Genomic DNA, 13,290 nt, shown 5'->3' with positions numbered 1-13,290 from the left:
CGTGGGGCGGACACGTCCGCCGACACCCCGGAGCCGGGCCCAGCACGCCGAACACCGCCGATCCCCGCGCAGCGAGGGCGTCGGCGGTGGACACTCGATGATATGACCGCGGAATCCGAGGTGGACGGCATCACCCGCGAGGACTTCGCGCACACGATCGACCTCGACGACGACCGCGCGGCAGGGCAACGGTACGAACTGAGTTTCCGCTACACCTGCCGCGACGGGCTGCTTCTGCGGTGGTCGGTGCAACTGGTGGCCCGCTGCTCGGTCTCGGGGCACGCCGAAGCCGTGTTCGCCGGTGGCCGATCCGCCCTCGAGCCGGTCCTCGGAATGGGCACGGCGAACGGCGCCGACGACGACTTCGAGACCGCGTGCGGCGTCTACGAACATCAGTGGCGGTCGCTCCTCGACCCGGCGGGCGGCAGCCCGCGAGCCGACACCGACCAGCGTCACCTGTCCGATGCGCTCAGCCTGTACGGGCGCACGTGGCGCAGCGACTCCGGCCGCGCGGTCACCGACCGCCTCGCGTCGTTCGCGAATGTCACCGTGCTCGCATTGGGCACCGATCCCGCATTCCAGGTGATGCGCCGGACCGCGGCCCACTATCCCGAACCGGTCGTCCTCGCCGTGTATCAACCCGAGAGGCAGCGCATCGATCTCAGCCTTGCCGACCCCGCGACCGTTGAGGCGCTGATCGACGACCCCGGTCCGCTGCGCACCGGACCGGATTCCAGCGCAGGCGCGCTGCTCGCGGGACCCGGATCCACCGGGCTCCTGCACCCCGGCTATCTCGGCTCCACCACCGCGGCCGGTCTCACCGAGCTGACCCCGCCACCACCGCTCAGCTGATCACTTCGCGGGTCAGCAGATCGACGACCGCCGCCAGGGTGCCGACGCGCGCGAACTCGGCCCGTTGCCGCTCGGCGCCAGTGCCGTCCCGCAACACGGTGTCGAGGCCCGATTCGAGGAAGGCCCGGTCGCTCGCGCCGAGTCCCGGGGCCACGCACTCGTTCAGCAACTCCAGGTGCCTGCGGATCGGCAGGGACCGATCGGTCGCCGGGCTCGTGCATTCCCCGTCGAGTCCGTCCCGGGCCGCACGCCACAACTGCGCCCGCAGCAACTCGACCCGCAGCCACGGCACGGAGTGGCCGTCCCTGATCGAGCGCAGCGCCCACCCGACGAGACCCTTCACCACCACCGCGTAGAGCGCCGCGTGCGCCGCGGTCATGGCGACGTCCGCGATCCGGACCTCGATGGTCGGCTGCTTGTCGGAGAGCCGGACGTGCCAGTAGATCATTCCCCGGTCCATGGCAGCGCCGGTCCCGATCATGGCACCGACCGACGACTCGTACTCGTCCGCGGAATCGAAGTGCGGCGGCGGTCCCGCCGACGGCCACCGCGACCACATGATGTGCCGCCAGCTGTGGTATCCGGTGTCGTGTCCGCTGTGGAACGGCGAGTTCGCGGCGAGCGCGAGGAGCACCGGGAGCCAGCTGCGCACCTGGTTGCTCACCAGCACACCCACGTCGCGGCTCGGGATGCTCACGTGCACGTGACAGCCGCACGTGGTCACCGTGTCCACGATCGACCCGAAGTGGCGGGCCATCTCCTCGTACCGCGGGCTCGGGGTGATCGCCGGGGGCAATCCCTCGGCGATCAGGGAGGTTCCGCTGGGCACCAGCAGCAGGTCGCGGCCCGCGGCGGCCTTCACCAGCCGGCGTCGCAGGCTGCGCAACTCCTCGTGCAGTTCCTCCCCGGTGTGGCACACGCCCGTCGCCGTCTCGATCTGGCACCGGGCAAGCTCACGCTGGAGCCCGTGAATGTCGTGGCCGGCCTCAGCGACCACGTCGGGTCCGCCGGAGGCGAGGTGACCGGACTCGTCGACGAGGAAGAACTCCTCCTCGACCCCCACACTGAGGTCGCGATCCGATTCCGTTGCTGCAGCGCTCATTCAGCAGGTATCCCCGAGTTCCGCGGAGCCGAAACCGGGCGCCGCCGCTCAGGTGAAGCCGATGACTTCCTCACCCCACGCCCGGCGGAGTTCCCGGTCCGGATCGTCGACGACCGCGTCGGAGCGGCCGATCAGCAGCGTCGTGCGGTCCGCCTCGTCGTACCGCGGCCAGTCGACCTCCGCATCGGTCCCGTCGGGGGTGCCGTCGGTCGCGAACGACAGCCACCGGCGCTGGATCCGCTCCGACAAATGACCGGCGGTGCGGTGCCCACCGAGCTTGAACGTGGGGTCGTGCGGGACGACGCCGAAGTTGCCGAAGACGTAGGGCACCTCGGTGCCGTGAGTGGCACCGATCCGTGCGGCGCGCAGGAAGGGCGTGGCGTAGTCGAAGCGGTACAGCCAGGTGGGCGCGACCCGGCTGTGTGCCTCCGCGATCCACAGCGTCGGCATCCGGAACGCGGCGTCCCGCGAGATCTCCATCGCCGAGCGTTTCTTCGGGTAGTCGGCATACGCCGCGGCCACCTCCTGCTCCTCGTCGGCGGGAAGGTCCGGATGGTCGGCGGCGATCGCCACGAACATCTGATGGACGGCGTCCGGGGTGATCGGCATCAGGGGCGATTTCATCAGCCGGAACATCGACGCCTCGTCCTTGTTCGTCCCGATCAGCAGCGGAATTCGATGCGCGAGGCCTTTGCGGAACGCCGCCACCGGGTAGTGCGGGACCACGTCCCCGTCGACGGTCGGGGCAACCGCCAGGGTCCCGGGGACCCGCGCGGGTACCTGCTGGACGAGTTCGATGCACGCCTTCGTCAGCACGTCGACGGACAGGTCGCGGAGACGGCCCGCGTCGGCGGGCGCGATGTCGAGCAGTTCGAGGAACGACTCGGCGATGCTCTCGGCTCGCGCACTGCCGTACACGGACGTCGCAGGCGAACTCTCGGCGATCGCGCGATGGAACAGCCCCTCCGCCTGCGGCGACGTCATCAGCGTGGTGACCGAACCGCCGCCGGCGGACTCCCCGAACAGGGTGACGTCGGCCGGGTCGCCGCCGAACGCCGCGATATGGTCCCGGACCCAGGTCAGGGCCGCGATCTGATCGCGCAGGCCGAGGTTCGTGTCGAACGGGTGCTCGCCGGTCGAGAACGCGGAGAAGTCCAGGAACCCCAGCGCACCGAGCCGATAGTTGAACGTCACGACCACGACGCCGCCGCGCTCGACCAGCCGAGCCGGATCGAACATGCGCTGCCCGGACGAACCCAGGTAATAGGCCCCGCCGTGGATCCACACCATCACCGGCCGTGGTTGCCCCGCATCCGCCGCCGGCGCGAAGACGTTCAGGGTGAGGCAGTCCTCGTCGATGCTCAGACCGGGATCGATGGGCAGCGGCCCGTGCTCGTTCTGCGGTGCGATCGGACCGAACCGGGAACAGTCGCGCACCCCGTCGAAAGGCTCGGGCGCGCGCGGCGCGCGAAGCCGCCACTCGCCGACCGGCGGCGCCGCGTAGGGAATGCCCTTCCACGACAGAACGCCGCCCGCGTGGACGCCTCGCAGCATGCCCTGGTCGACGGACACGAGTGGGTTCTCGGTGTGCGAAACCATGAGGCCATCTTCACCCGGGCCGGCCGCACCCGGAGTCCGTTCGCGAATTCTTCCGGCTCGGAGCGGCGACGACCGCCCGCTCTGGCAGACTGAATCAGTGAGCGGGCCCATGCCCGCACGCTGGAGGAACCGATGCGAGACACAGTGCCCGATACGACGCGCTCGCAGGCTGTCGGCAAGTCTGCCGTGACGTTCGCGACACTCGCCGACCTTCTCTACGCGGGCCAGGATTTCGGGCAGGTCCACCAAGCCATCTGCGATGCCGCGCCGCTACTCGTCGAGGGCTGTCAGCACGCGAGCCTGATGCTCCGGCAGGGGTCCGGCTATGTGACGGTGGCGGCCAGCGACGACGTCGCCGCCCGCGTCGACGAGTTCGAGCGCATCGAGAACGAGGGTCCGTGCGTCGACGCCATCGTCAGCGACACCCCCCAGTTCGACACGGACCTGTCCACGTCGTCGCAATGGCCGCGGCTCTCGCGGCGGGTGCTGGCCGAGACACCGGTGCGCGGGGCGGCCGGCTTCCGCCTCGTCATCCTGGGACGCAAGGTCGGCGCGCTCGATCTGTTCTCCGACACGCCGGGAGCCCTGAACACCACGTCGGTCGAGCAGGGCATCATGCTCGCGTCGTTCGCGGCGGTGGCACTGGCGGCGGTGCACGAGCACCTCGAGGCCGAGACGCTGCGGGCCGGCCTCGTGAGCAACCGTGAAATCGGCAAGGCAGTGGGGCTGCTGATGGCGTTCCACAACATTCCCGAGACCCAGGCGATGGAAATTCTCCGCACCACCTCACAGGAGATGAACATCAAACTGGCGACGGTGGCACAGGAAATCGTCGCGCACCATCACCGGAAGTTGACCTGACCGCTGTCAGTCCGGCCCCGGCGAATCGGGGTTACCCGCGATACCGAGCATGGACAGCAACATGCGGCAGTCTTCGGCGTCGAGTGACTGAGCAGCGACGACCCGCTGCGCTCTCCACACCTGTCCGGCGTCGAGTTCGTCGTCCACGTCGAGATCCGTCCGCTCCGATTCCGACATCTCGCCCTCCAACGCGGGTGTGTTCCAAGACCGTTCGCCCTCGACATCTGCCACCGGATGGTAGTCGGTGTTCGGGTGTCTCATACGCACATCGGGAATCGAATTCGAAACGATACAGAAATCGCCCCTCCCCGGTCCGGAGAGCGCGCCGCCGGCCGCCCTCTCACCCATCCTTCAACGGAAGCTGGTCACGAAAGTGGCTGCACTGCAACGGGTGTCACGCCGGCGTCAGCGCCCGCAGCGGCTCGCTCAGCTCGTCGGCGAAGAACGCGAAGAACCCGTCCACGTCCGGTCCCGCGTTGATCAGCGCCAGACGATCGAACCCGGCATCGACGAACGGGCCCGCCACCTCGAGGTGCCGCCGGACGTCCGGCCCGCACGCCATCGCATCCCGGACGTCCTCGGTGCGGACCGACGACGACGCGGCCTCGAAGTTGATCGGATTCGGCAGTTCCGCCTGAACCTTCCATCCGGTCAACCCGAACCGGAACAATCGGTGCGCCGACTCGACTGCGGATTCCTCGTCGGGCGCCCACGCGAGGGGCACTTCCCCGTATTTCGGGCCCGACCCACCGGCCGCGGTGTAGGCCTGCACCAGATCCGGGTCGGGTTCGGTCGCGAAGAGTCCGTCACCGAGTTCCGCGGCGATGTCGGCGGCCTGCGCGCCGCCCGCCGCGACCGCGATCGCCGGGGGCACATCGGGGAGATCGAAGACGCGTGCGTCGTCGAGAGTGAGGTGCCTGCCCTCGTAGGAGTGGTAGCCGCCCGACCACAGCAGGCGGATGATGTCGATCGCCTCACGCAACATCTGGTGCCGGACGGTCACCGACGGCCAGCCACCGCCCACGACATGTTCGTTCAGCCGTTCCCCCGAGCCGAGGCCCAGAGTGAACCGGCCGTCGCTGAGGACGGCGGTCGTGGCCGCGGCCTGCGCGACGATCGCGGGGTGGTACCGAACGAACGGGCAGGTGACACCGGTGGCGAGACCGATCCGCTCGGTCCGCGCCGCGGCGGCAGCGAGCATCGACCACACGAATCCCGAGTGACCGTGACTGTAGAGCCAGGGGTGGTAGTGATCGCTCACCTCGACGAAGTCGAAGCCGGCCCGCTCGGCCTCCACCGCCTGCCGCACGATCTCCCGCGGATCGAACGTCTCGGCCATCAGCTTGAACCCCACCTGCATGTCGTCGTCCCTTCCCTCGCGTTCTGCGACGGTTTCCCGGATTCGGGCACATTCACACAAGGCGCCCCAGCCACGGCGGCCAGATCGGCGCCCACAGCACCAGCACCCCGATCGCGATTCCCACCAGTACCAGCCGGGTTCCGCGGCTGCGCAGCGCCGCACCTATCGCCAGCACGGCACCGAGGACGAGGACCGCACCGGCGGGCCCCGAGGGCACCGGAACGGAAGCACCGGGGATCCGCGCGCCCCGCTCGGCCACGGTCACCAGCCACCACAGCGGCCACTGGGTCAGGCGCACCACCACTTCCGCAACGGGCACGCTGATGCCGGCGATCAGCGCGGTGATCGCGCCCGTCACGGTGATCACTCCGATCACGGGTGCCACCAGGATGTTCGCGCAGATCGACACCAGGCTCACGGTGCCTGCCATCGCGGCCACGATCGGCGCCGTCACGGCGAACGCGGCGACGGACACCCCCACCGCTTCCGCCACCGCCCGTGGCCACCCGCGGTCCACCAGCGCGTCGACCCACACGGGCGCGATCACGATCAACCCGGCGGTGGCCGTCGCGGAGAGAACGAAACCGAAGTTCACCGCCAGCTCCGGCGCCCACACCAACAGGGCCATCACGCCCGCCGCCAGCGCGGGCATCGCCTGTTTCCGCCGTCCCGTGACGAGCGCCAGCAGGGCGACCGAGCCCATCGCGGCGGCACGCAGCACGCTGGGTGACGGTCGCGCGACCACCACGAACGCAATCAGTGCGGCGGCGGCCAGCACCGCGCCTGCCCGCGGACCCAGCCCCATCCCTCGGACCAGGAGCAGCACCGCACCCAGCAGGATGCTGACGTTCGCCCCCGACACCGCCGTGAGATGTGTCAGTCCGGTCGCGGTGAAGTCGTCCTTCACCTCCCGGGACAGCGCCGAGGTGTCGCCCACCACCAGCCCCGGCAGCAGTCCGGCCTCGTCGGCGGGCAGGACGGCGGCGGCCGCGGCGAACCGGGTGCGCAGGGCTCCGGCCCACCGCTGGTGCACAGGCGCGGGACCGACCTCCGCCGGCGGTCCGGACACCCGGACCGTCGCCAGACTCAGGTCCCGGTGCCGCGGTGGGCTCAGCTGCCCGCGCAGCAGCACGTCCTGCCCCGGCAGGAGCCCGAGCCATCCGTCCGCCGGGGCGAGGAGGACCACCGCACCGCCCGCGTGGATCGTCTCACCGGCGCGGCGGATCTCGACGACGTTCGCGTTCACGAGGACGTGCCGTCCGAAGCCGGCGATCTCCCGGGGGTCGTCGACCGGGGTGACGACGAGCGTCACCCACGTCTCGTTCCGGGCGAGTTCGGTCATCGGGTGCTGTTCCACGGCCTGAACCCGCCAGGCCACCCCTGCAGTGCAGCACGATCCGAACAGCAGTAGCGCGAGCGTTCCGGCCGTCCATCGCCGCGGAGACCGCAGCGCGCAGCCGGCGGCGAGAAGGACGGCCGTCCCGGACAGGGTCGCCAGGAGCATCCATGCCGCGCGGGAGCCTCCGAGGATGCCGATCAGCGTTGCCGCCCAGCAGATCCCGGCGAACGGGAGCAGCCGGAGGTCGAGGAGCCGCGGCTCGCTCTCGGGCATCAGAGGGTGACCTGGGCGCGCAGCTTCTCCAGCCGCACCGGCCCGATCCCGTCCACCTCCCCCAGTTGGGCGATGTCGGTGAACTTGCCGTTCGTCGTGCGCCACGCCACGATCGCAGCCGCCGTGACGGGTCCGACACCGGGAAGCGCGTCGAGTTCCGTCTCCGTCGCCGTGTTGAGGTTCACCAGTCCACCGGCCGCAGGGGTCCCCGCACCCGCGGTTCCTGGCGATCCCGTGGAGGTGCCGCCCACCGCACTCGGTGGCGCCTGGGTGGTCGCGGCGCCCACGAGCACCTGATCGCCGTCCGAAAGTCGTTGCGCCAGATTTAATCCGAGGGTGTCACCACCGGCGCGCACTCCCCCGGCGGCGGCAAGCGCGTCCGCAACCCGGGCGCCCGGTGGCAGCCGGACGAGGCCTGCCGAGGTCACGAGCCCCACCACGCTCACGACGATCTCCTCCGCCGGTGCGGGTGCAGGCGCCGCGGCGGCAAGAGTTGTCGGTTCCGGCGCCGGATTCAGGGAATGAACACCCGCTGCGGGCAGTGACGGAACGGCCTGCGTCGCCGGCCGATCGCTGCGCACCGCTAGCACGGTGGCCGTGGCGACGACGATTCCCACCACGATCAGCACGATCGCCCCGTACCGCCCGGGGTCGAATCGTGCGTCCCGCCACCGGTCGGGCAGCGAGAAGCCGACTCGGCGCCGGGCGGCGGACCACGTCTCGTCGCCGTCGAGGCCGGCCTCATCCGGCTCGGCCAGCCAGTCCGGCGCCGCCGGAGTGTCGGGCGGCAGCACGTCGCGTTCCCCCGACGTCAGGAACGCGAGCCGGGTCCGGCCCCTCGAACGTTCTTCCCTGATGCCCATGGACGCGACGTTAGAGTGCCGCGCCCCCAGGATCGCCGCGCCGACCCGACATTCGAATCGGCCTGTGGATCAGCGCGAAGTTGTGGATGAATCGTGGTTTTCGTCCTGCAGTGCGGGTTCCGGGCACAGCACGATGCCGATGGCGCCTGCCCCGACGTGGGCACCGATCACCGAGCTGAAATCGGTGACGACGAGATCGCTGACCTGCGGGATCCGGTCCTTCAGTTGCTGCGCCACCGCCTCGGCGCGCTGCCGGGCGTGCATGTGATGCACAGCGACGGCCGTTCTGTCCAGACCGGCCTGCTCCACCGCGGCGTCGACCATCCTGGCCATGGCCTTGGTCGAGGTCCGCGTCTTCTCCTTCAGCACCAGTCTGCCGTCCACGAGATGCAGCACCGGCTTCATCGCCAGTGCGGTGCCGAGCAGTGCGGCGGCGGTGCCGATCCGCCCTCCGCGGCGCAGCTGGTCGAGCCGGTCGACGACGATCAGGCAGCGCCCGCGGCTCGCGACGTCGACCGCCCGCCGATACACCGCCTCGAGGTTCGCACCGTCTTTCGCGGCCCGCGCCGCCTCGAGGACCGGGTACCCCAATCCCATTCCGGCGGACTGGGAGTCGACGATCCGCACGCGGCCGTCGAACTCCTGCGCCGCCTGACGGCCCGCCTCCCACGTGCCGGACAGCTGCCGCGAGATGTGCACCGCGAGAACGCCTGCACCCTCACTCAGTTCCAGCGCTTCGGCGTAGGCCTCGGACAGCTCGCTGGGCGATGCGCCCGACGTGGTGACGCCGGCGAGATCCTCGGGGACCTCGTCGATTCCCTCCCGGTAGTCCCGGCCGCCGCTGAGGACGTGGAGCGGGACCACCCGGATCCCGTACTGCTCGAGGTGTTCGGGCAGGATCGATGCCGAAGAATCGGTGACGACGACGACGGGCATCGGACTACTCGGCTCCGCTCGACACGGGGTCGGCCGGAACCGCGCCCTCGGCGGAGTCCGGCACGACGGCCGCCGCGCGGATCGCGGTCAGCATCGCCGCGGCCACCTCGGTGTGTCCGTCCCAGCCCCAGTGGATGCCGTCCGGGTTGCCCCGATCACTGAAGACGTTGGCGCGCACCGCCTCCGCGAGGTCGACGAGGGGCACGTTCTTCTCCTCCGACCACGTGGTGATGGCCGCGACGGCATCGGGACGACCCGCGTGGACCTTGCCGTAGGCCTCGCTGCGGTGCACCGACGGCAGGGTTCCGATGACCGGCAATTCGGGGCGCATGTACTCGAGCGCCGCCCGTGAGCTCTCCAGGTATTCGACACTCAGCCGCGGCGGCAACGCCACCGGCCACCCCAGCGGGGCGAGCCGGGGCTGAAGCCACTGGTAGCCGCTCCGCACGACGCGTCGCAGCGCAGGCGGGCGGACGTAGCGCAATTGCTCCCGCAACGCCGTCGGGAGCGGGGACGGCAGCGAATCCATGCCGCCGACGGCGAACACCACGGCGCCGGCGCGGGGAACCGCGGACCACACCCGTGGGTCCTGGGTCAGCGCCCACCACACGTCGCGACTGGTCCAGCCGATCCGCGCCACCAGCTCGACATCCCAGCCGAGTTGGCGGGCAACGATATTGGGCCAGATATCGGGGTGGTCGGACGGGAGACCGCCCTTGGGTCCGTAGTACGACAGCGAGTCGGCGAGCACGAGCAGGACGGGGCGTTCCCCGGAACCGGCATCCATCTCAGAGGACGTCACTGGCCACACTCGCGGAAGCGTTCCACACGTCGAGCCGCCAGCTGAGCGAATCGGGGTTCCCGTACGCACTCAGCTGCACCCAGCTGGTGTTGCCCAGCCCGCCCAGCACCGGCCAGCGGTCGACGGGCAGATCCAGCAGAGCGGCGGTCAGCGCGGCGATCAATCCGCCGTGAGCAACCAGGACCACCGGCTTCTCGGCCCAGTCCTCGTGCTTCTCGACCAGTTCCGCGACCACCGGCTTGCTGCGGCGGGCGACGTCGATGCGGCTCTCGCCGCCGGGCGGTGCCCACGTCGCGTCCCCGCGCCATGCGGCGCGGGCGCCGGGTGCGCGCGCGTCGACGTCGAGGTGGGTGAGCCCCTGCCAGTCGCCGAGATGCGTCTCACGGAGGCGTTCGTCGATCTGCACCGGCAGTCCGGCGTTGTCGCCGACCTCCACGGCGGTGTCGTAGGCCCGCCGCAGATCGGAGGACACGATGGAGATCGGTCGGCGACCGACGAGCGCGGTGGCGGCGGCGCGCGCCTGCGACCGCCCCAGCTCCGACAGTTCGGTGTCGAGCTGGCCCTGCATGCGGTTGTCGGCGTTGTACTCGGTCTGTCCGTGGCGGAGCAGTATCAGCCGCCGCGGGGCACGGGGAGCATCCGTCACAGCTCGGACTCCCCAGTCTCTGCGGCGCCCGCACCGGCAGCCTCGGGGGCGCCCGCACCGTTCGCGCCGGCCGGGCCGTGCTGGCCGATACCCTCCACCGGCACGGCCGGGCAGTCCTTCCACAGCCGGTCGAGGGCGTAGAAGTTGCGTTCCTCGTTGTGCTGGACGTGGATGACGACGTCCACGAAATCGAGCAGTGCCCAACGGCCTTCGCGGGTGCCCTCGCGCCGCACCGGCTTGTGACCTGCCTCACGCAGCCGATCCTCGATGTTCTCGACGATCGCGTTCACCTGGCGCTCGTTGGGGGCGGAGGCGATGACGAAGCAGTCGGTGATGACCAGCTGCTCTGAAACATCGAGCACCACCACATCGGAGGCCAGCTTCTCGTCGGCAGCCACTGCCGCGATGCGTGCCATCTCGATGGCTTCGGTCGTTGCGCTCACGCGATGTTCTCCCAGTTCGTTCGGAAAGTGCTGTCTAACTCTTGGTCTTGTCCGGGGCCGGTTCGGACATCGTCGTCGCGCCGTCGAGGCGCTCGGAGTCCGGTGGCCGGTACAGGTTCCGTTTGGAGATGTACTGGACCACACCGTCCGGCACGAGGTACCACACAGGACGATGGCGACTGGCGCGCCGCCGACATTCCGTCGAGGAGATCGCCAGAGCCGGGATCTCGATCAGCGTGACCGCGTCCTCCGGCAACGCATCCAGGTGCCCGGCCAGATGTTCGGTGTTGAGATCGAATCCCGGACGCGACACCCCGACGAACTTCGCCAGCGAGAACAGTTCCTCCCAGTCCTGCCAGGACAGGATACTCGCCAGGGCGTCCGCACCGGTAATGAAGTACAGCTCGGCGTTCGGGTGGTAGCTGCGCAGATCCCGCAGGGTGTCGACGGTGTAGGTGACCTTCTCGCGGTCGACGTCCACCCGGCTGACCGAGAACCGCGGGTTCGACGCGGTGGCGATGACCGTCATCAGGTACCGGTCCTCGGCCGGGCTGACGCCCTTGCCCTGCTTCTGCCACGGCCTGCCGGTGGGTACGAAGACCACCTCGTCGAGGCTGAATCGGTCGGCCACCTCGCTGGCGGCCACCAGGTGACCGTGATGAATGGGGTCGAAGGTGCCGCCCATGACTCCCAGGCGGCGCCGACGCGCGCCCGTTGCTCCCTGTTCCACGAGTGTCGAGCTTACGTGTTCATACCGGCAGCAATCCGGCGACCACCGACGCCAGCTGCTGAGCGGATCGGCATTCGTGCATGCTGATGACCTCGTTGTACACCTTGGCCGCCGAGTCGCCCGATCCCCACTGTCCGCGGGGCTCGGGGTTGAGCCAGTGCGCGTGCTTCGCCACCGACACGAGTCGGGCCAGTGCCTCCAGGTTCGGGTCGCGGTAGTTGTTGCGACCGTCGCCGAGCACCAGCAGGGATGTGCGGGACGTGATGCTCTGGGTGAACCGCTCGGCGAACACCCCGAACGCGTTGCCGTAGTCGGAGTGCCCGTCGTAGCCGACCAGGTCGGCTTCCCGGATCATCCGCGACATGGCGCTGCCGAGGTCGGCTCCCGCGTCGAAGAAGCGGGTGACCTCGTCGGTGGTGTCGATGAACGCGAACACCCGCACCCGGGAGAACTGTTCGCGCAGCGCGTGGACGAGCAGCAGCGTGAAGTGGCTGAATCCCGCGACCGAACCCGACACGTCGCACATCACGACGAGTTCGGGGCGCGCCCGCCGGGGTTTGCGCTGGACGAGGTCGATGGGCACGCCGCCGGTGGACATCGACTTGCGCAGGGTCCGGCGCAGGTCGATCGAACCGGCACTCGCCCTGCTGCGTCGCACGGCCAGCCGGCTGGCGAGCAGCCTGGCCAGCGGGGTGACGTTGCGTTTCAGCGCGGTCAGCTCGGCGTCCGAGGCGCGCAGGAAGTCGACTTCCTCGGCCAGTCGGGGGACGCCGTACGACGCCACCCGCTCCTTGCCGAGGTTCTCGGCCGACCGGCGCCGTGTCTCCTTCTCGATCATCTTGCGGAAGTCGGCGATCCGCTGGGCGGCGGTGCGCTTGGCCACCTCGGATTCGTAGCTCTCCGTCGTCCGGGCCCCGGTGTCCTGCTGATTGCCGAGGAGTCCGTCGAGGATCTTCTTCAGCAGGGTTTCCGGTGCGACGTCCCGCAGCGCCTGGTAGGCGGAGAACGACGGGCCGTTCGCCGACTGGTACTGCCCCAGTTCCTCGACCATCTGCGCGGTCAGCAACTCGGTGAGCTTGATCGCCTCCGGCGACCCGTCGGTGAGGAGGTCGACGATCAGCTCGCGCAGCGCCTCGTAGTCGATGTCACCCTTCGCGTTCCGCGGCAGGCTCGTGTCGATCGCCCCGGCCGCCCGGTTCCCGACCGCCGCCGGGAACCAGAGTTCGAACAACGCGTCGAAGGTGGGCCGGTGGGTGGGCCGCCGCAGCAACGCGCACGCCAGGCCCTCCCGCAGGGATTCGCGGTCCAGCAGGTCGAGGACCGACATCACCTGTCCGGCGTCGACCGTCTCGGACGGTCCGACCGTGATCCCGCGCCGCCGTAGCGCTTCGACGAAGTCGACGAGATGCCCCGGCAGCCCGTGTGGCGCCGCGGGACCGCCCGGCTTCGACCGGGACGCGAGGGGACCACCAGCAGCCATGGGG

14 protein-coding genes are annotated in these 13,290 nt (G+C 70.0%); 2 read left to right on the top strand and 12 right to left on the bottom strand.

The features are described from left to right. The first annotated feature begins 102 nt into the window (after positions 1-102). Positions 103-852, top strand: a complete 750-nt coding sequence (locus JWS13_RS39800; protein WP_206010717.1) for a hypothetical protein — start codon at positions 103-105, stop codon at positions 850-852. Here JWS13_RS39800 and JWS13_RS39795 read toward each other — a convergent pair. Both JWS13_RS39795 and JWS13_RS39790 read right to left on the bottom strand, forming a co-directional pair. After that, on the bottom strand, positions 845-1,954 hold the full coding sequence (locus tag JWS13_RS39795) for a carboxylate-amine ligase (protein WP_087559530.1): 1,110 nt from the start codon (positions 1,952-1,954) through the stop codon (positions 845-847). The genes JWS13_RS39800 and JWS13_RS39795 overlap by 8 nt on opposite strands. Before the next feature lie 48 nt (positions 1,955-2,002). Then, complete coding sequence (locus tag JWS13_RS39790) at positions 2,003-3,553, bottom strand: carboxylesterase/lipase family protein (RefSeq protein WP_206010716.1); 1,551 nt, start codon at positions 3,551-3,553, stop codon at positions 2,003-2,005. A gap of 132 nt (positions 3,554-3,685) precedes the next feature. On the opposite strand from JWS13_RS39790, the gene JWS13_RS39785 reads away from it, so the two are divergent. Further along, positions 3,686-4,414 carry an ANTAR domain-containing protein gene (locus tag JWS13_RS39785; protein ID WP_206010715.1) on the top strand — a complete coding sequence of 243 codons (729 nt, stop codon included), beginning with the start codon at positions 3,686-3,688 and terminating at the stop codon, positions 4,412-4,414. Positions 4,415-4,420: 6 nt separating this feature from the next. Here JWS13_RS39785 and JWS13_RS39780 read toward each other — a convergent pair whose 3' ends face one another. The 10 genes from JWS13_RS39780 to JWS13_RS39735 all read right to left on the bottom strand — a co-directional run bounded on the left by JWS13_RS39780 (position 4,421) and on the right by JWS13_RS39735 (position 13,286). Continuing rightward, on the bottom strand, positions 4,421-4,591 hold the full coding sequence (locus JWS13_RS39780) for a hypothetical protein (RefSeq protein ID WP_179220305.1): 171 nt from the start codon (positions 4,589-4,591) through the stop codon (positions 4,421-4,423). A gap of 217 nt (positions 4,592-4,808) precedes the next feature. Further along, a complete protein-coding gene (locus tag JWS13_RS39775) occupies positions 4,809-5,774 on the bottom strand; it encodes a TIGR03557 family F420-dependent LLM class oxidoreductase (RefSeq protein WP_206010714.1) in 966 nt (321 codons plus the stop codon). Between the two features lie 52 nt (positions 5,775-5,826). Continuing rightward, a complete protein-coding gene (locus JWS13_RS39770) occupies positions 5,827-7,386 on the bottom strand; it encodes a ComEC/Rec2 family competence protein (protein WP_206010713.1) in 1,560 nt (519 codons plus the stop codon). Next, positions 7,386-8,249: a ComEA family DNA-binding protein gene (locus JWS13_RS39765; protein ID WP_206010712.1), complete on the bottom strand. Its 864-nt coding sequence runs from the start codon at positions 8,247-8,249 to the stop codon at positions 7,386-7,388. The genes JWS13_RS39770 and JWS13_RS39765 overlap by 1 nt, the downstream gene beginning before the upstream one ends. A gap of 69 nt (positions 8,250-8,318) precedes the next feature. Next, positions 8,319-9,185, bottom strand: coding sequence for a DegV family protein (locus JWS13_RS39760; protein WP_160102511.1), 867 nt, complete (start codon positions 9,183-9,185; stop codon positions 8,319-8,321). 4 nt (positions 9,186-9,189) lie between these two features. Then, positions 9,190-9,987 (bottom strand): diglucosylglycerate octanoyltransferase, encoded by a 798-nt coding sequence (gene octT, locus JWS13_RS39755; RefSeq protein ID WP_206010711.1) that lies wholly within the window; start codon positions 9,985-9,987, stop codon positions 9,190-9,192. Then, on the bottom strand, positions 9,974-10,633 hold the full coding sequence (locus tag JWS13_RS39750) for a histidine phosphatase family protein (protein ID WP_124391222.1): 660 nt from the start codon (positions 10,631-10,633) through the stop codon (positions 9,974-9,976). The genes octT and JWS13_RS39750 overlap by 14 nt, the downstream gene beginning before the upstream one ends. After that, a complete protein-coding gene (gene rsfS / locus JWS13_RS39745) occupies positions 10,630-11,076 on the bottom strand; it encodes a ribosome silencing factor (protein ID WP_087559520.1) in 447 nt (148 codons plus the stop codon). Before rsfS ends, JWS13_RS39750 begins: the two co-directional genes overlap by 4 nt. 34 nt (positions 11,077-11,110) lie before the next feature. After that, positions 11,111-11,806, bottom strand: a complete 696-nt coding sequence (gene nadD / locus JWS13_RS39740; protein ID WP_124391220.1) for a nicotinate-nucleotide adenylyltransferase — start codon at positions 11,804-11,806, stop codon at positions 11,111-11,113. A 19-nt stretch (positions 11,807-11,825) separates the two neighbouring features. Continuing rightward, positions 11,826-13,286 (bottom strand): vWA domain-containing protein, encoded by a 1,461-nt coding sequence (locus JWS13_RS39735; protein ID WP_206010710.1) that lies wholly within the window; start codon positions 13,284-13,286, stop codon positions 11,826-11,828. Positions 13,287-13,290 lie beyond the last annotated feature (4 nt).

The sequence above is a fragment of the Rhodococcus pseudokoreensis genome (genome assembly GCF_017068395.1).
GTDB classification, from domain to species: domain Bacteria; phylum Actinomycetota; class Actinomycetes; order Mycobacteriales; family Mycobacteriaceae; genus Rhodococcus_F; species Rhodococcus_F pseudokoreensis.
The sequence above is the reverse complement of the archived record's forward strand: the minus strand, read 5'-3'. Positions and strand labels throughout refer to the sequence as shown.